At 50.8% G+C, this 17,347-nt stretch carries 20 protein-coding genes and 1 other annotated feature; of the genes, 15 read left to right on the forward strand and 5 right to left on the reverse strand.

Going from position 1 to position 17,347, the window contains the following annotated elements; genetic code table 11:
- Positions 1 to 9: 9 nt before the first annotated feature.
- Both kduD and hxpB read right to left on the reverse strand, forming a co-directional pair.
- The gene (gene kduD, locus OGY67_RS13820; RefSeq protein ID WP_204191768.1) at positions 10 to 771 is read right to left on the reverse strand and encodes a 2-dehydro-3-deoxy-D-gluconate 5-dehydrogenase KduD; all 762 of its coding nucleotides are present in this window, start codon (positions 769 to 771) and stop codon (positions 10 to 12) included.
- 146 nt (positions 772 to 917) lie between these two features.
- Positions 918 to 1,586, reverse strand: a complete 669-nt coding sequence (gene hxpB, locus OGY67_RS13825; protein ID WP_213752547.1) for a hexitol phosphatase HxpB — start codon at positions 1,584 to 1,586, stop codon at positions 918 to 920.
- A 166-nt stretch (positions 1,587 to 1,752) separates the two neighbouring features.
- On the opposite strand from hxpB, the gene OGY67_RS13830 reads away from it, so the two are divergent.
- Complete coding sequence (locus tag OGY67_RS13830) at positions 1,753 to 2,289, forward strand: YniB family protein (RefSeq protein ID WP_008784573.1); 537 nt, start codon at positions 1,753 to 1,755, stop codon at positions 2,287 to 2,289.
- A 64-nt stretch (positions 2,290 to 2,353) separates the two neighbouring features.
- Here OGY67_RS13830 and OGY67_RS13835 read toward each other — a convergent pair whose 3' ends face one another.
- Both OGY67_RS13835 and pfkB read right to left on the reverse strand, forming a co-directional pair.
- Complete coding sequence (locus OGY67_RS13835; protein WP_003030598.1) at positions 2,354 to 3,214, reverse strand: fructosamine kinase family protein; 861 nt, start codon at positions 3,212 to 3,214, stop codon at positions 2,354 to 2,356.
- A gap of 268 nt (positions 3,215 to 3,482) precedes the next feature.
- On the reverse strand, positions 3,483 to 4,412 hold the full coding sequence (gene pfkB / locus OGY67_RS13840) for a 6-phosphofructokinase II (protein ID WP_079933929.1): 930 nt from the start codon (positions 4,410 to 4,412) through the stop codon (positions 3,483 to 3,485).
- Positions 4,413 to 4,699: 287 nt separating this feature from the next.
- On the opposite strand from pfkB, the gene OGY67_RS13845 reads away from it, so the two are divergent.
- Positions 4,700 to 5,458: a DUF481 domain-containing protein gene (locus OGY67_RS13845; protein ID WP_003832568.1), complete on the forward strand. Its 759-nt coding sequence runs from the start codon at positions 4,700 to 4,702 to the stop codon at positions 5,456 to 5,458.
- Positions 5,459 to 5,622: 164 nt separating this feature from the next.
- On the opposite strand, the gene yniD is transcribed toward OGY67_RS13845, so the two are convergent.
- On the reverse strand, positions 5,623 to 5,730 hold the full coding sequence (yniD, locus tag OGY67_RS13850; protein ID WP_003030590.1) for a small membrane protein YniD: 108 nt from the start codon (positions 5,728 to 5,730) through the stop codon (positions 5,623 to 5,625).
- Between the two features lie 304 nt (positions 5,731 to 6,034).
- On the opposite strand from yniD, the gene thrS reads away from it, so the two are divergent.
- The 13 genes from thrS (at position 6,035) to OGY67_RS13915 (ending at position 17,312) form a co-directional block, all read left to right on the forward strand.
- Positions 6,035 to 7,963 carry a threonine--tRNA ligase gene (gene thrS / locus OGY67_RS13855; RefSeq protein ID WP_003832572.1) on the forward strand — a complete coding sequence of 643 codons (1,929 nt, stop codon included), beginning with the start codon at positions 6,035 to 6,037 and terminating at the stop codon, positions 7,961 to 7,963.
- Positions 7,964 to 7,966: 3 nt separating this feature from the next.
- Positions 7,967 to 8,509 carry a translation initiation factor IF-3 gene (gene infC / locus OGY67_RS13860; RefSeq protein WP_048997935.1) on the forward strand — a complete coding sequence of 181 codons (543 nt, stop codon included), beginning with the start codon at positions 7,967 to 7,969 and terminating at the stop codon, positions 8,507 to 8,509.
- Between the two features lie 96 nt (positions 8,510 to 8,605).
- Positions 8,606 to 8,803, forward strand: a complete 198-nt coding sequence (gene rpmI / locus OGY67_RS13865) for a 50S ribosomal protein L35 (RefSeq protein WP_003030583.1) — start codon at positions 8,606 to 8,608, stop codon at positions 8,801 to 8,803.
- Between the two features lie 55 nt (positions 8,804 to 8,858).
- Positions 8,859 to 9,215 carry a 50S ribosomal protein L20 gene (gene rplT, locus OGY67_RS13870; protein WP_003030578.1) on the forward strand — a complete coding sequence of 119 codons (357 nt, stop codon included), beginning with the start codon at positions 8,859 to 8,861 and terminating at the stop codon, positions 9,213 to 9,215.
- A gap of 120 nt (positions 9,216 to 9,335) precedes the next feature.
- Positions 9,336 to 9,460 (forward strand) — a sequence feature (Phe leader region).
- Complete coding sequence (pheM, locus tag OGY67_RS13875; protein WP_001386830.1) at positions 9,341 to 9,385, forward strand: pheST operon leader peptide PheM; 45 nt, start codon at positions 9,341 to 9,343, stop codon at positions 9,383 to 9,385. (Overlaps the previous feature by 45 nt.)
- Before the next feature lie 124 nt (positions 9,461 to 9,584).
- The gene (gene pheS, locus OGY67_RS13880) at positions 9,585 to 10,568 is read left to right on the forward strand and encodes a phenylalanine--tRNA ligase subunit alpha (protein WP_003832580.1); all 984 of its coding nucleotides are present in this window, start codon (positions 9,585 to 9,587) and stop codon (positions 10,566 to 10,568) included.
- A 15-nt stretch (positions 10,569 to 10,583) separates the two neighbouring features.
- On the forward strand, positions 10,584 to 12,971 hold the full coding sequence (gene pheT, locus OGY67_RS13885) for a phenylalanine--tRNA ligase subunit beta (RefSeq protein ID WP_286574066.1): 2,388 nt from the start codon (positions 10,584 to 10,586) through the stop codon (positions 12,969 to 12,971).
- A gap of 4 nt (positions 12,972 to 12,975) precedes the next feature.
- Entirely contained in the window at positions 12,976 to 13,275 is a 300-nt protein-coding gene (gene ihfA / locus OGY67_RS13890; protein WP_003030571.1) for an integration host factor subunit alpha, read from the forward strand.
- A 121-nt stretch (positions 13,276 to 13,396) separates the two neighbouring features.
- Positions 13,397 to 14,377, forward strand: a complete 981-nt coding sequence (gene btuC / locus OGY67_RS13895; RefSeq protein WP_003832584.1) for a vitamin B12 ABC transporter permease BtuC — start codon at positions 13,397 to 13,399, stop codon at positions 14,375 to 14,377.
- Positions 14,378 to 14,437: 60 nt separating this feature from the next.
- Positions 14,438 to 14,989, forward strand: a complete 552-nt coding sequence (locus OGY67_RS13900; protein ID WP_003832585.1) for a glutathione peroxidase — start codon at positions 14,438 to 14,440, stop codon at positions 14,987 to 14,989.
- Positions 14,989 to 15,738, forward strand: coding sequence for a vitamin B12 ABC transporter ATP-binding protein BtuD (btuD, locus tag OGY67_RS13905; protein WP_008784579.1), 750 nt, complete (start codon positions 14,989 to 14,991; stop codon positions 15,736 to 15,738). Before OGY67_RS13900 ends, btuD begins: the two co-directional genes overlap by 1 nt.
- A 77-nt stretch (positions 15,739 to 15,815) precedes the next feature.
- Entirely contained in the window at positions 15,816 to 16,280 is a 465-nt protein-coding gene (locus tag OGY67_RS13910) for an NlpC/P60 family protein (RefSeq protein ID WP_003832591.1), read from the forward strand.
- Between the two features lie 318 nt (positions 16,281 to 16,598).
- Positions 16,599 to 17,312 carry an EAL domain-containing protein gene (locus OGY67_RS13915; RefSeq protein ID WP_286574067.1) on the forward strand — a complete coding sequence of 238 codons (714 nt, stop codon included), beginning with the start codon at positions 16,599 to 16,601 and terminating at the stop codon, positions 17,310 to 17,312.
- The last annotated feature ends 35 nt before the right edge of the window (positions 17,313 to 17,347 follow it).

Below are 17,347 nucleotides of genomic sequence, written 5' to 3' on the forward strand. Positions count from 1 at the left end.
AGTGCGCCTTTACCGCGCCAGCCAACCGCCATCCACCGCCAGCGTATAACCATGAATATAGTCAGAGGCGGGACTTGCAAGGAAAACAACCGGGCCTTTTAGATCATCCGGCGTTCCCCAGCGTCCGGCGGGAATACGATCGATAATCTCCTGATTGCGCTCGCTGTCTGCGCGCAGTTGCTGGGTGTTGTTGGTCGCCATATAGCCGGGCGCGATGGCGTTGACATTAATTCCTTTGGCCGCCCATTCATTGGCGAGCAGGCGAGTGATGCCCAGAACGCCGCTTTTTGATGCGGTATAGGAAGGTACACGGATACCCCCCTGAAAAGAGAGCATCGAGGCAATGTTAATGATTTTTCCGCCATTGCCCTGAGCCAGAAACTGGCGCGCCACGGCCTGCGACAGAAAGAAAACGGATTTTAGATTCAGATTCATCACGTCATCCCAATCTTTTTCACTGAAGTCCAGTGCATCCTGACGGCGTATAGTTCCTGCATTGTTGACCAGAATATCGACCCGGCCAAACGCCGATACCGTTTGTGTCACGATGCTGGTGAGAGCATCTTGTTGACTGAGGTCGGCCTGAATGGCCATAAAGCGTCGACCGAAGGCGTTAATTTTCTCTGCGGTTTCATGCGGTATTTTACGATTCACGCCGACTACATCGCAGCCCGCTTCAGCCAGCGCCACTGCCATACCCTGCCCGAGGCCGGTGTCACATCCAGTGACGATGGCGACTTTACCCTCGAGACGAAAAGCTTCCTGAATCATGTTTACCTCAACTATTTATGTCATTAACGCTTGCGCTATAGGGCAAGGATAGGAGAGGTTAAACAGAAATACAATTAAAAATGAAACGGCGTTTTAAAATAGAAATTCTGAAAAGACGGGCAATACGATCATTGCCCGTTACAGGATTAGCCGCGCAGATGAGCGGCTGTGAGTTCGGTGAGCGAGGTTAGTTTGACGTCGGCAAGCACGAAGCGAGGATCGTCCTGATTCTCATGCGCTGGTACGACGATGGAACGCATACGGGCAGCTTTCGAGGCAATCATGCCGTTCACTGAGTCTTCCAGTGCTACGCAGTTTAACGGGTCAATGCCCAGTTTTGCCGCACAATCGAGGTAAACCTGTGGGTGCGGTTTGCTGTAAGGCAGTTTTTCTGCAGAAGCCAGCGCGTCGAAGTCATCGCGCAGATCAAACATGGTCAGCACTTTTTCCAGCATATGTAGCGGCGAGGCGGATGCCAGTCCTACTTTGATTCCCTGAGATTTGCACATTGCCACAGCTTCACGAACGCCTGGCAGCAGCGGTTTTGTCTCTTCAACCAACGCAATGGCCCGGGTAATGATGCGCTCGGTGACTTCCTGACGTGAGGGGCCGTTCCAGGGTTGCTGCGCAAACCACAAATCAACCACCATGTCGATGCGTAAGCCAAGGGTATCGGGAAGTTCATGGCGGCGGGAGATATCAACGCCTAAACTTGCTATCACATCCAGTTCAGCCTGATCCCAAAGCGGTTCAGAATCGACCAGTAACCCATCCATATCGAAAATTGCAGCAAGAATTTGACGCGGGGTTGACATTACAACCTCTCCTTTACGGTGATAAAAGGGATTAGAGCCAGCCTGGACGGACTCTGAGCGTTCATTATGGCTAATTCAGAAGTATACCGCCTTTAAAGATCAGGCGAAAACGGTAATCAACGGGTAAACTTAGGCCAAAATGACACGTCTTAATCAAGGGGAACTCATGACGTATCAACAAGCTGGACGCATTGCCATCTTGAAAAGGCTGGTGGGATGGGTGGTTTTCATTCCCGCGCTGATTTCAACGCTGGTTTCAGTACTGAAGTTTATGTACGCGCACAGCGAAAAGCAGGAAGGGATTAACGCGGTCATGCTCGATTTTGCCCATGTGATGATCGACATGATGCGGGTGAACACACCTTTTCTTAACGTGTTCTGGTATAACTCGCCAACGCCCGATTTTCAAAGTGGGCTGAATCTCGTTTTTTGGCTGATATTCATCCTGATTTTTATCGGCCTGGCGTTGCAGGACTCAGGCGCCAGAATGAGCCGTCAGGCGCGTTTCTTACGCGAAGGCGTAGAGGATCAGCTAATTCTGGAACAGGCAAAGGGCAGTGAAGGATTATCCCGCGAGCAACTTGAGTCGCGAATTGTGGTACCGCACCATACGATCTTCTTACAAATTTTCCCGCTTTATATTCTGCCGGTGATCGTTATCGTGATCGGCTACTTCTTCTTCTCATTGCTGGGCTTTTTGTAAGTGCCACTCTATCGGGCCTGCCACGTTGCGAAACGGCAGGCCTGATAAGCAACACGGTACGTCGTTAAGCCGCCAGTAATCTATCCAGCGCTTTCTGCGCCACAACCAAATGCTGTCCCCCGAACAGAATTGCCCGATTCAGCAGCGTATAGAGCTGGTAGATTGGCTGCCTGTCAAGAAAGTCCAGCGGCAGTGGCGAGACAGACTGGTAACCGTCATAAATTTGCGGCGGCTGATCGGTATGTAACGGCAGCATTGCCAGGTCACACTCTCTGTCCCCCCAGTAGCAGGCAGGATCAAAGATGTACGGACCGTTAGGACCGAGGGCGCAGTTCCCGGACCACAAATCACCGTGCAGGAGAGACGGCTGCGGCTGATGAGAAGAGAGACGTTGCTGAACGTGTTCGACGATGGCGTCAATATTGCCAAACGCTATGCCTTTTTCAGCGGCGAGTTCCAGCTGCCAGCCTATACGCTGCTCGGCGAAAAAGGTTGACCAGCGACGTTGCCAGGTATTTGGCTGCGGCGTGGTAGAGAGCGCGTTATCGAAGTCGAGACCAAACTGAGGCTGGTCGCTCCATTCGTGCAAATGCGCAAGCTGTTGACCGAGGATAAACGCGTTATGCGCATCAAGCGGACGGGGAGGGAGGAAATCCATCACCAGAAAGCTGTAATCTCTGTCTGCGCCTACTGCCCAGACTTTCGGTACAGATACAGTTTGACTGCGGGAAAGTAGCTCCAGCTGATCGGCTTCTGCCGTAAAGCCGGTTAACAGCTCTCTTTCATCGCATTTGACGAAAAAATCTCGCCCCGCATAGCGTAAATGCCATGCGGCGTGGATCTCTCCGCCGGGCAGTTCATTACGCAGTTCGATTTCGCCTTCACCTAATTGCTCGCTTAAAAGACGACTGATAGCCTGCCACATGATGTCTCTCCCCATGTTGTCTGCCAGATCATAAGGTTAGCGCAAGAATGCGGTTAAAAAACACGAACTGACGCACACCACGGACGCGTCATCGCTGGAAAGGCACTTAATGTTTGTCGTTCTTCTTCACCCCGTACCGTTGTGGAGACACCTGACTGCACATGATTCACTTCTTTGTAATCACGTGATTTTTTAGCATAGACGTATAACCCCCATGCCGACAGTTTTACCGGAACATCCCCCTTCTGTTAAAAGGGGGACGGTGCCATTACTGCGCAAGGTATGCATATATTTTTTGCGTATCGTCCAAAGCGCACAGACGCGTACCCTGATTCAGGGTTGCTGCGCTACCGGCGGCGACACCGTAACGGACAATATCCTCAAAAGGCGCGTTCTCTGCCAGTTTAAGCGTCATGGCTCCGACCATACTGTCGCCCGCGCCTACGGTACTTTGACTTTTCACCGGTGGCGGAACCACCTGAACGCAGGTATCGCGATCTACACCCAGCGCCCCTTGCGGCCCAAGCGATACCACAACGCGGTGCGCTTTTCCGCTTTGCACGATTTCCTGCGCGGCCTTGCGCACATCATCGGGCTGTGTCAGTTCGCGGTTTACCAGCGCACTCAGTTCTTTGAGGTTGGGTTTGACCAGTTCGATATTGCCGATGGCTAACGCCGCCGTCAGTGCTTCGCCTGAACTGTCGACAATACAGCGGATCCCCTGTTTTTGTGCGGTGGTAATGAGTCGGGTCAACTTCTCAAGCTGTACGCCGGGCGGCAAACTGCCGCTGATGACCAGCAGCGCACCAGACTCAATTTCCAGCACCTGATCCTGAAGTTGGTAGAACTCGTCATCGGTCAGCGCAGCGCCTGGCATGACAAAACGATATTGTTCGCCGCTGGACTCCACGTGGACATGAAGATTTTGTCGGGTCCAGTCTTTGGCTTCGACGGTAGATACGGGAACATTTTCGTCGGCGAGCAATGCAACAAGATGCTCTCCGGTTGCTCCCCCCGCGGGGAAAATCGCCGTTGCGGTTCCGCCAAGATGGGCAATTGCGCGAGCGACGTTGATACCGCCGCCGCCGGGTTCAAAAACCGGCGAGGTACAACGAAGCTTACCTTCCGGGTAAATTTGCGGGGTGATTGTTGCGCTATCGAGAGAGGGCGCAAGTGTTAACGTATAGATACGTACCATCTTTACCTCCTGTTAGGCTGAACTCAGTCTGGCACTTAACCTCCCGAAAGTGAAGTAATTAACAACATGATTTTTCATATCTTTATTTAAAATTATCGTCATAAAGATATATAAATAAAATAAAGGTTTAGGAACGCTCTTATTCAAAAAATGAAATAAGAATTTATTGCTATGTTATTCGAGTCTTTTTATAATTTGTTACCTTTCAAGGGTCTTTTGTCATTGATCCATATGAAAGTTTCCGAGACCGTAATGGTCTCTTTTTTTGTTGTACGGACTCTTAATAAATGAAGCTTTTGAAGACAGTGCCCGCAGCATTACTGCTGACGGGAGGCCTGCTTGCGTCAATGCATGCTGTAGCCGATGATTCCGTTTTTACTGTCATGGATGACCCTTCCAGCGCGAAAAAACCCTTTGAAGGTAACCTGAACGCGGGATATCTCGCCCAGTCAGGCAACACAAAAAGTTCTTCTTTAACCGCAGATACCACCATGACCTGGTACGGCCAAACGACGGCATGGTCTCTGTGGGGAAATGCCAGCAATACCTCCTCAAATGATGAGCGTTCATCGGAGAAATATGCCGTAGGTGGCCGTAGTCGTTACAACATGACCGACTATGACTATCTCTTTGGACAAGCAAGCTGGTTGACCGACCGCTACAACGGCTACCGCGAGCGTGACGTGCTGACCGCGGGTTATGGTCGTCAGTTCCTCAACGGACCTGTGCACAGCTTCCGTTTCGAATTCGGTCCTGGCGTGCGCTATGACGAGCACACGGATGGCACCACCGAAACGCAGCCGTTGGGCTATGCGTCCGGGGCTTATGCATGGCAGATGACGGACAATACCAAGTTTACTCAGGGTGTGTCGGTATTCGGCGCTGACGATACCACGCTCAACTCTGAAACCGCCCTGAACGTTGCCATCAACGAGCACTTTGGGTTAAAGGTGGCTTACAACGTGACCTGGAACTCTGAACCGCCGGCAACAGCGCCGGAACATACCGATCGCCGCACGACAGTTTCCCTCGGCTATAGGATGTAGTGACAAGCCGGGTCAAATAAATGACCTGGCTTTCCTAAATTAACGTTAAGTTTAATTAATATTTAATTTGCGTTTTATTTTTTTATCTGGCCATAACTCGCTATTTTCAGACAAATTCGATTAATCGATAAATAAACGAAACCGGAACAGTGGGTGAGCGTCATTTAGCCCCAGATCATCGCAGCCCAGCGCAGCATTAACATGGCCGCACAAATAACGAGCAGAATCACAACCATCTTCCAGTGTTTCTTCGCAAAGCGATTTGTGGGCATTGTTTTTTTCCTGCTCAGGTTAGATGACTTTGTGCAAGTGTAACAAAGACGGTTGGGTGTCAGTGAATTGATTTACATCATAGAGCGCGCGTTGATTGTTGCTTTGATCGACCCGTAATGCCGTGTACACTGTCAAGCGGTGTTATCAAAAAGCGGGTGTAGGTCCAGTGTGGTCTTTAAGGCAACCAGTGACATATTTCGCAGAGTGAAGCGGGAATCAGCCCACACCTTTTTGATAATTTTAAATATTGAATCTTTGTATGTGATCTTACGTGTGGGTCACCACTGCAAATAAGGATATAACATGCCTGTTATTACTCTTCCTGATGGCAGCCAACGCCATTACGACCACGCTGTAAGCCCCATGGATGTTGCGCTGGACATCGGTCCAGGTCTGGCGAAAGCCACTATTGCTGGCCGTGTTGACGGTGAGCTGGTAGATGCTTCCGATCTGATTGAGCATGATGCGAAGCTCTCCATCATCACCGCGAAGGATGAAGAAGGTCTGGAGATCATTCGTCACTCCTGTGCGCACCTGTTAGGGCACGCGATCAAACAACTCTGGCCGCACACCAAAATGGCGATCGGACCGGTTGTTGATAACGGTTTTTACTACGATATCGATCTTGACCGTACGTTAACCCAGGAAGACGTCGACGCGCTCGAGAAGCGGATGCACGAGCTCGCTGAGAAAAACTACGATGTCATTAAGAAGAAAGTCAGCTGGTACGAAGCGCGTGAAACCTTCGTGAAGCGTGGCGAGACCTATAAAGTCTCCATTCTTGATGAAAACATTGCCCATGATGACAAGCCAGGCTTGTACCATCATGAAGAATATGTCGATATGTGCCGTGGCCCGCACGTGCCGAACATGCGTTTCTGCCATCACTTCAAACTGATGAAGACCGCAGGGGCATACTGGCGTGGCGACAGCAATAACAAGATGCTGCAGCGTATTTATGGTACTGCATGGGCAGATAAAAAAGCCCTGAATGCCTACCTGCAACGTCTGGAAGAAGCGGCCAAACGCGATCACCGTAAAATCGGTAAACAGCTTGACCTGTATCATATGCAGGAAGAAGCACCGGGTATGGTGTTCTGGCACAACGATGGCTGGACTATCTTCCGTGAACTGGAAGTATTCGTTCGTTCAAAACTGAAAGAATACCAGTATCAGGAAGTGAAAGGTCCGTTCATGATGGACCGTGTGCTGTGGGAAAAAACAGGTCACTGGGATAACTACAAAGATGCAATGTTCACCACCTCTTCTGAGAACCGTGAATACTGCATTAAGCCAATGAACTGCCCAGGCCACGTGCAGATCTTTAATCAGGGTCTGAAATCCTATCGCGATCTGCCGCTGCGTATGGCTGAGTTTGGTAGCTGCCACCGTAATGAACCGTCAGGTGCGCTGCATGGCCTGATGCGTGTTCGTGGCTTCACTCAAGATGATGCACATATCTTCTGTACTGAAGAGCAGATTCGTGATGAAGTTAACGCGTGCATTCGTATGGTCTACGATATGTACAGCACCTTTGGCTTCGAGAAAATCGTCGTCAAACTGTCCACTCGCCCCGAAAAACGTATCGGTAGTGATGAAATGTGGGACCGTGCTGAAGCTGACCTGGCCGTTGCGCTGGAAGAAAACAACATCCCGTTTGAGTTCCAACTGGGTGAGGGCGCGTTCTACGGTCCGAAAATTGAATTTACCCTGTATGACTGCCTCGATCGTGCATGGCAGTGCGGTACTGTACAGCTGGACTTCTCCCTGCCGTCCCGTTTAAGCGCCTCTTACGTTGGCGAAAACAACGAGCGTCAGGTTCCGGTTATGATTCACCGTGCAATTCTTGGGTCGATGGAACGTTTCATCGGTATCCTGACCGAAGAGTTCGCTGGCTTCTTCCCGACCTGGCTCGCGCCGGTTCAGGTTGTGGTCATGAACATCACCGATTCTCAGTCTGAATACGTTAACGAATTAACGCAGAAACTACAAAATGCTGGTATTCGTGTAAAAGCAGACTTGAGAAATGAGAAGATTGGCTTTAAAATCCGCGAGCACACTTTACGTCGTGTCCCTTACATGTTGGTCTGTGGCGACAAAGAGGTAGAAGCAGGCAAAGTTGCCGTGCGCACCCGTCGTGGCAAAGACTTGGGCAGCCTGGACGTAAATGAAGTGATTGAGAAGCTGCAACAAGAGATTCGCAGCCGCAGTCTTCAACAACTGGAGGAATAAGGTATTAAAGGCGGAAAACGAGTTCAAACGGCACGTCCGAATCGTATCAATGGCGAGATTCGCGCCCTGGAAGTTCGCTTAACAGGTCTGGAAGGCGAAGCTTTGGGTATTGTGAGTCTGAGAGAAGCGATCGAAAAAGCTGAAGAAGCTGGAGTAGATTTAGTTGAAATCAGCCCTAACGCCGAACCGCCAGTTTGTCGTATTATGGACTACGGCAAGTTCCTTTATGAAAAGAGTAAGTCTTCTAAGGAACAGAAGAAAAAGCAAAAAGTTATCCAGGTTAAGGAAATTAAATTCCGTCCTGGCACCGACGATGGCGATTACCAGGTAAAACTCCGCAGCCTGGTACGCTTTCTGGAAGATGGCGATAAGGCTAAGATCACGCTGCGTTTTCGCGGTCGTGAGATGGCCCACCAACAGATTGGTATGGAAGTGCTCAACCGCGTCCGTGACGATCTGAGTGAACTGGCAGTAGTCGAATCCTTCCCTACGAAGATCGAAGGCCGCCAGATGATCATGGTGCTCGCTCCTAAGAAGAAACAGTAAGGCCTTCAAGTAGCAATGTCTGTGGAGCCTACGGGTTCCACAGCCGTTGTTCGCCTACGTTTCGTTTATTAACAATGCGAAGTGGAAGTTATTAAAATGCCAAAAATTAAGACCGTACGCGGTGCTGCTAAGCGTTTCAAAAAAACCGGTGGTGGTGGATTTAAGCGTAAGCACGCAAACCTGCGTCATATTCTGACCAAAAAATCTACTAAGCGTAAACGTCACCTGCGTCCAAAAGGCCTCGTGTCTAAAGGCGATCTGGGTCTGGTTATCGCGTGCCTGCCGTACGCATAAGCCGTTAACGTTTAATTCATTTTTTTACTAAGAATATAGATACAGGAGAGCACATATGGCTCGCGTAAAACGTGGTGTAGTTGCCCGTGCACGTCACAAGAAAATTTTGAAACAAGCTAAAGGCTACTACGGTGCGCGTTCTCGCGTATACCGCGTTGCCTTCCAGGCTGTTATCAAAGCTGGTCAGTACGCTTATCGTGACCGTCGTCAGAAAAAGCGTCAGTTCCGTCAACTGTGGATTGCGCGTATCAACGCAGCAGCACGTCAGAACGGTATTTCTTACAGCAAATTCATCAACGGCCTGAAAAAAGCCTCTGTTGAAATCGACCGTAAGATCCTGGCTGACATCGCAGTATTCGACAAAGTAGCGTTCACCGCTCTGGTCGAAAAAGCGAAAGCAGCTCTGGCATAAGCCGGTGAAAAGAGGGAGCCTGGCTCCCTCTCTTTTATTTGTAGTGCAATCAATTAGTTGACAATTTATCCGTAAGCCTTTTCAATAAAGGTTGTCCGGTTTTTACCACACAAGGTAACGCAAGCATGAATGCTGCTATTTTCCGCTTCTTCTTTTACTTTAGCACCTGAACTCAGGAGGCTTGCGCGTGAAAGAAGAAACGGAAAACAGCGCCTAAAAGCCTCCCTGGTGGAGGCTTTTTTTATACGCGTCATCCTTCAAGTTGTCTCTGTATTGGCTGCATTCGCTCTTTGGCCGCGTTGATACAACTTGAATGATTTTGCGTATATACGAGCGACTAGTGAATATCGCAACATAACGAGGAAAACCATGTCACATCTCGCAGAGCTGGTTGCCAGTGCAACGGCCGCCATTAACCAGGCTTCAGATGTTGCCGCGTTAGACAATGTCCGCGTCGAATATTTGGGCAAGAAAGGGCACCTGACCCTTCAGATGACAACCCTGCGCGAACTGCCGCCAGAAGAGCGCCCGGCAGCAGGTGCGGTGATTAACGAAGCCAAAGAGCAGGTACAGCAAGCGCTGAACGCGCGTAAGGCCGAATTAGAAAGTGCTGCGCTGAATGCTCGTCTGGCTGAAGAAACGATCGATATTTCCCTTCCTGGGCGTCGTATCGAAAACGGCGGTCTGCACCCGGTGACGCGTACAATCGACAGGATTGAAAGTTTCTTCGGTGAGCTGGGCTTTACCGTGGCGACCGGTCCGGAAATCGAAGATGACTATCATAACTTCGATGCGCTCAACATTCCTGGCCATCACCCGGCGCGCGCTGACCACGACACTTTCTGGTTTGACGCGACGCGTCTGCTGCGCACACAGACTTCCGGCGTGCAGATCCGCACCATGAAAGAAAAACAGCCGCCGATCCGTATTATCGCCCCGGGCCGCGTATATCGTAACGATTACGATCAGACTCACACCCCAATGTTCCACCAGATGGAAGGGCTGATTGTTGATACCAACATCAACTTCACCAACCTGAAAGGCACGCTGCACGATTTCCTGCGCAACTTCTTTGAAGAAGACCTGCAGGTTCGTTTTCGTCCTTCCTACTTCCCGTTCACTGAGCCATCTGCGGAAGTTGACGTGATGGGCAAAAACGGCAAATGGCTGGAAGTGCTGGGCTGCGGGATGGTTCACCCGAACGTGTTGCGTAATGTTGGCATCGATCCGGAAATCTATTCCGGCTTTGCATTCGGTATGGGTATGGAGCGTCTTACTATGCTGCGTTACGGCGTTACCGATCTGCGTTCTTTCTTCGAAAACGATCTGCGTTTCCTCAAACAGTTTAAATAAAGGCAGGATAAAACAATGAAATTCAGTGAACTGTGGTTACGCGAATGGGTAAATCCGGCGATTGATAGCGATGCGCTGTCAAACCAAATCACGATGGCGGGTCTTGAAGTTGACGGTGTGGAACCTGTTTCCGGCGCGTTCAATGGCGTTGTGGTAGGTGAAGTGGTTGAATGTGGCCAGCACCCGAACGCTGACAAACTGCGCGTCACCAAAGTGAATGTAGGCGGCGACCGCCTGCTGGATATCGTCTGCGGTGCGCCAAACTGCCGTCAGGGGTTGAAAGTGGCTGTGGCAACCGTTGGTGCCGTTCTGCCGGGCGATTTCAAAATTAAAACCGCGAAACTGCGCGGTGAACCATCTGAAGGCATGCTGTGCTCGTTCTCCGAGCTGGGTATTTCCGACGATCATAACGGGATTATCGAACTGCCTGCCGATGCGCCAATTGGCACCGATATCCGTGAATACCTGAAGCTTGACGACAACACCATCGAAATCAGCGTCACGCCGAACCGCGCCGACTGCTTAGGCATCATCGGTGTGGCGCGTGATGTTGCTGTACTGAACAAAGCCCCGCTGGTTGAGCCGGAAATCGCGCCAGTAGCCGCGACCATTAGCGACGTCCTGCCGATTCAGGTCGAAGCCGTGGAAGCCTGCCCACGCTATCTGGGCCGCGTGGTGAAAGGCATCAATGTTAAAGCGCCGACCCCGCTGTGGATGAAAGAAAAACTGCGTCGTTGCGGTATTCGTTCTATCGATGCCGTGGTTGACGTGACTAACTATGTGCTGCTCGAACTGGGCCAGCCGATGCACGCATTCGACAAAGACCGCATTGAAGGCGGAATTGTTGTTCGTATGGCAAAAGAGGGTGAGACCCTGGTATTGCTGGACGGCAGCGAAGCGAAGCTGAATGCAGATACGCTGGTGATTGCGGACCACAACAAAGCGCTGGCGATGGGCGGCATCTTTGGTGGCGAACATTCCGGCGTTAATGATGAAACACAAAACGTCCTGCTGGAATGTGCATTCTTCAGCCCGCTGTCTATTACCGGTCGCGCGCGCCGTCACGGTCTGCACACCGATGCATCTCACCGCTATGAGCGTGGTGTCGATCCTGCGCTGCAACATAAGGCCATGGAACGTGCAACGCGCCTGCTGATTGATATCTGCGGCGGTGAAGCGGGCCCAGTCATTGACGTGACGAACGAAGCCACGCTGCCAAAACGCGCAACCATTACGCTTCGTCGTAGCAAACTGGATCGTCTGATCGGACACCATATTGCCGATGAGCAGGTGAGTGACATTCTGCGTCGTCTGGGTTGTGACGTGACGGAAGGGCAGGATGAGTGGAAAGCGGTCGCGCCGAGCTGGCGTTTCGATATGGAAATCGAAGAAGACCTGGTCGAAGAAGTCGCCCGCGTATACGGTTATGACAATATCCCGAACACGCCGATTCAGGCGGGTCTTATCATGGGTACGCATCGTGAAGCGGATTTGTCGCTGAAACGTGTAAAAACCATGCTGAATGACAAAGGCTACCAGGAAGTCATTACCTATAGCTTCGTCGACCCGAAAGTCCAGTCGCTGCTGCACCCGGGTGAAGAAGCGCTGCTGCTGCCAAGCCCAATCTCTATTGATATGTCGGCAATGCGTTTGTCCCTGTGGACCGGCTTGCTGTCTACGGTAGTGTATAACCAGAATCGTCAGCAGAACCGCGTACGTATTTTCGAAACGGGTTTACGTTTCGTGCCAGATACGCAGGCCAACCTCGGGATCCGTCAGGATCTGATGCTGGCTGGCGTGATCTGCGGTAACCGTCATGATGAACACTGGAGTCTGGCAAAAGAGACCGTTGATTTCTATGATCTGAAAGGCGATCTGGAAGCGGTTCTCGACCTGACAGGCAAACTGGCAGACATTCAGTTCAAAGCTGAAGCGAATCCAGCACTGCATCCGGGTCAGTCTGCGGCGATTTATCTGAAAGGTGAACGTATTGGTTTCATTGGGGTTGTTCATCCTGAACTGGAACGTAAACTGGATCTGAACGGTCGCACTCTGGTGTTTGAACTGGAGTGGAATAAGCTCGCAGACCGCGTGGTGCCTCAGGCGCGTGAAGTTTCTCGCTTCCCAGCGAACCGTCGCGATATCGCAGTCGTTGTGGCAGAAAACGTTCCCGCTGCGGATATTTTATCCGAGTGTAAGAAAGTTGGCGTAAATCAGGTAGTTGGCGTAAACTTATTTGACGTGTACCGCGGTAAGGGTGTTGCGGAGGGCTATAAGAGCCTCGCTATCAGCCTGATCCTTCAGGATACCAGCCGTACACTTGAAGAAGAGGAGATTGCCGCTACCGTCGCCAAATGTGTAGAGGCATTAAAAGAGCGATTCCAGGCATCATTGAGGGATTGAACCTATGGCGCTTACAAAAGCTGAAATGTCAGAATATCTGTTTGATAAGCTTGGGCTTAGCAAGCGGGATGCCAAAGAACTGGTCGAGCTGTTTTTCGAAGAGATCCGTCGTGCTCTGGAAAATGGTGAGCAGGTAAAACTCTCTGGTTTTGGTAACTTCGATCTGCGTGATAAGAATCAACGTCCGGGCCGTAACCCGAAAACGGGCGAAGATATTCCCATTACAGCACGGCGCGTGGTGACCTTCAGACCCGGACAGAAGTTAAAAAGCCGGGTTGAAAACGCAACGCCCAAAGAAGAGTGATTTAACGATACGCAGAGTATGACGCGTATAACTAAAAAGGCCGCTATGCGGCCTTTTTCCTTTTCACTACCGAATCAGCACCGTAGAATCACCTCCATCTCTTTTCAGCAGAATGGAAAACATGCTGACTTTCGCCCATCAACAACAGCGTCGAAACGTGCGCTGGATACTGTCACTGTCAGTACTGATGCTACTGGCAACGATTCTAAGCTTGTGCGCAGGAGAACAATGGATCGCTCCCGGCGACTGGTTCAGCGCCCGCGGCGATCTGTTCGTCTGGCAAATTCGACTTCCCCGTACCCTTGCCGTTTTGCTGGTAGGCGCTGCATTGGCCTTATCTGGCGCAGTGATGCAAGCTCTGTTTGAAAACCCGCTCGCAGAGCCTGGATTACTGGGCGTATCTAACGGCGCGGGAGTCGGGCTTATCGCGGCGGTGTTGCTGGGGCAGGGGCAACTCCCTGGCTGGGCGTTGGGCCTTTGCGCCATTGCCGGAGCGCTGATTATCACGCTTATTCTGCTACGTTTCGCCCGTCGACATCTGTCTACCAGCCGCCTGCTGCTGGCGGGGGTGGCGCTGGGGATTATCTGTAGCGCGCTGATGACATGGGCTATCTACTTCTCTACCTCGTTTGATTTACGTCAGCTGATGTACTGGATGATGGGGGGCTTCGGTGGCGTAGACTGGCATCAGGCCTGGCTCATGGTGGCGTTGATTCCGGTGCTGGTGTGGATCTGCTGTCAGTCGCAGCCGATGAATATGCTGGCGTTAGGAGAAACTTCTGCGCGTCAGCTAGGACTGCCATTATGGTTCTGGCGCAACCTGCTGGTGGTTGCCACAGGCTGGATGGTTGGCGTGAGCGTGGCTCTGGCAGGGGCGATTGGTTTTATTGGGCTTGTGATCCCGCATATTTTGCGACTGTGCGGCCTCACCGATCACCGTGTTTTACTGCCAGGTTGTGCGTTGGCTGGCGCAATCGCATTATTGTTTGCTGATGTTGTCGCGCGTTTGGTGCTGGCCTCGGCTGAGTTACCTATCGGCGTGGTAACGGCCACCATGGGTGCACCGGTATTTATCTGGCTATTGTTAAAAGCCGCGCGCTAGAACGCGTTGGTTCGGTCTATGATTAAAAACTGAAAATCCACCTGTTGTTCTGGAGATGCTATGCAAAACACTATCCTCGATACAGAAGTGACGACCATCGACGGCGAGGTTACCTCACTGCAGCCGTATTCCGGGAATGTGCTGTTAATCGTCAACGTTGCTTCAAAATGTGGACTGACGCCGCAGTATGAGCAACTGGAAAATCTGCAGAAAGCCTGGCACCAACAGGGCTTCAGCGTTCTTGGTTTCCCTTGCAATCAGTTTCTGGGCCAGGAGCCGGGCAGCGAAGAGGAAATAAAAACGTACTGCAGCACCACATGGGGCGTAACTTTCCCGATGTTCAGCAAAATTGACGTCAACGGCGAGGGACGCCATCCGCTGTATCAGAAGCTGATTGATGCCGCGCCAACGGCCGTTGCGCCTGCGGATAGTGGGTTCTACGAGCGAATGGCGAGCAAAGGTCGTGCGCCGCTCTACCCGGACGATATCCTGTGGAATTTCGAGAAGTTTTTAGTGGGTCGCGATGGAAAAGTGCTGCAACGATTCTCACCGGATATGACGCCTGAGGATCCCATCCTGGTGCAAACCATCAAGCAGGCGCTGGCAAACTAATGTCTCGATTGATGCAGCTACAGGACGTCGCGGAATCGACCCGTCTCGGGCCGCTTTCTGGTGAGATCAAAGCAGGAGAGATCTTGCATTTAGTGGGACCAAACGGTGCCGGAAAAAGTACGCTGTTGGCGCGTATGGCGGGTCTGACAAACGGAGAGGGCAGTATCACTTTTGGTGATATGCCGTTGGAGGAATGGCCGGCCGCCAGGCTGGCGCAATATCGCGCCTATCTCGCGCAACAGCAAAATCCGCCGTTTGCCATGCCGGTCTGGCATTTTCTGACGCTGCATCAACCCGACAAAGCACGCACCGATCTGTTACAGGAGATCGCCGATGCGCTCGGCCTGGGAGATAAACTGGGGCGCGGCGTGAACCAACTCTCCGGCGGTGAGTGGCAGCGTGTGCGCCTGGCTGCGGTTATCCTGCAGATTTGCCCACAAGCGAATCCATTAGGTCAGCTTTTACTGCTGGATGAGCCGATGAACAGTCTGGACGTCGCGCAACAAAACGCACTGGACCGCTTGTTGAGTCAGCTGTGTTTGCAGGGCATAGCGATTGTGATGAGTAGCCACGACCTTAATCACACCTTACGCCATGCGCATAAAGCCTGGCTACTCAAACGCGGGAAACTGCTTGCCAGTGGTTCACGAGATGCGGTGCTGACGCCGGCCAATCTGTCTGCGGCCTATGGCGTCAACTTCCGACGTTTGGATATTGAAGGGCACAGAATGCTCATATCAACCACTTAAGTGAAATGGGTTCTTGAAAATCATATAATTTCCACGCTAAATTGGCATAAAAATAAAATTCAGAGGATTCGTACTGAATGCGCTTTTGGCTACTTTTCATCACAGCATTGTTTTTGGCGGGTTGCAGCAGCCATCGTGCACCTGCGCCAAATGCCCGCTTGTCGGATTCTATTGCCGTTATCGCCGGTCTTAATGATCAGCTACAAACCTGGCATGGCACACCCTATCGTTATGGCGGTATGAGCCGTAGTGGGGTGGATTGTTCTGGATTTGTTTTGATGACGATGCGCGATAAATTCGACCTGCAACTCCCGCGCGATACGCGTACGCAATCAAAGATTGGTACCGAAATTGATAAAGACGATTTGCTGCCCGGCGATCTGGTTTTCTTTAAAACCGGGTCTGGGGAAAGCGGTCTGCATGTTGGTATTTACGATACCAATAATCAATTTATTCATGCTTCAACCAGTCGTGGCGTGATGCGCTCGTCTCTGGATAACGTTTACTGGCGTAAAAACTTTTGGCAGGCACGACGTATTTAATCCCCCGCAACCCCGAGGCTGCCATCGAGTGCGCAGCCTCAACATCACCATTTGAAAGTTAACTTTTATTTCTGCTTTTGGTTAGACAATACCCCTGAACATTAAGAGCGTATCTTGCTAAAAATATGATTTATTCCGAGATATTAAAAAGTGCAAAGCTGGATATTCGCTTATAATCAGGATAAGCTAAAAAAAAGGATTCGATTTACCGGCTAAAAAGGGAAAAATGAAAGGGCCTCTACTTGCATCAGCAGTAACGTATTTCTCCATCCTTTGCTACAGGATGCCGGATAACACCCATGCAGCGGGGCTGGCACGATGATTGTTTCACTGGATAATCTTTACCATTCTGAGTTCTCTTTTCTTCCTGCGAGAAGCGAAAAAGGCGATCTTGAATTCGTCGATATCATCACCAGTTTCGCCAGTGCGCATGGGGATGTGCGTATACCCACCGAGCTGGTCCTACCTCGGATGTCAGACGACGAACAATGTCGTTTATTTGTAGAAAAACTAGAATTAATCGAAACGTGCCAACATTTTTTTATTCAGCGAAAAGTATCCGCCTGGATTAATTTAACGCCATCAGTTGCTAATACTTTATTATCAGATACTGAACTTGCTTCACAAGTTGAACGATTTTCATTTCTGGAGCTGACTATTAATGAAAGCTATCCGGAGTTAAACAAAGGTAAAGATAATCCAATATTGGCCGCACTTGCTGCGCGATTTCCATTAGTCCTGACAAACTATGGTTCTGGCGGTATATCAACCCGGGCAATTTTTGACGGCCTGTTCAAACGCGTCGTGCTGGATAAAAACTTTGTTCAACAAAGGATTGCACATATTTCGTTTGAACCATTTATGCGGGCTATTCTGGCGCAACTATCGCCCAGCTGTGAGTCAATAATCATTAGCGGAATTGATACACAAGAGATGCTGGAGCGCGTCTTACCTGTGGGATTCAGTGCCATGCAGGGAGGATTGTGGCCTGCGGTGCCTCCGGCGCAGATAATTTCGCTCGCTAGGATATAACCCTTTTATTTGCTGGTGTTTAACAGGCTATTAAC

Origin of the sequence: Citrobacter sp. Cpo015 (assembly GCF_030333035.1) — a bacterium.
Taxonomy (GTDB): Bacteria; Pseudomonadota; Gammaproteobacteria; order Enterobacterales; family Enterobacteriaceae; genus Citrobacter; species Citrobacter portucalensis.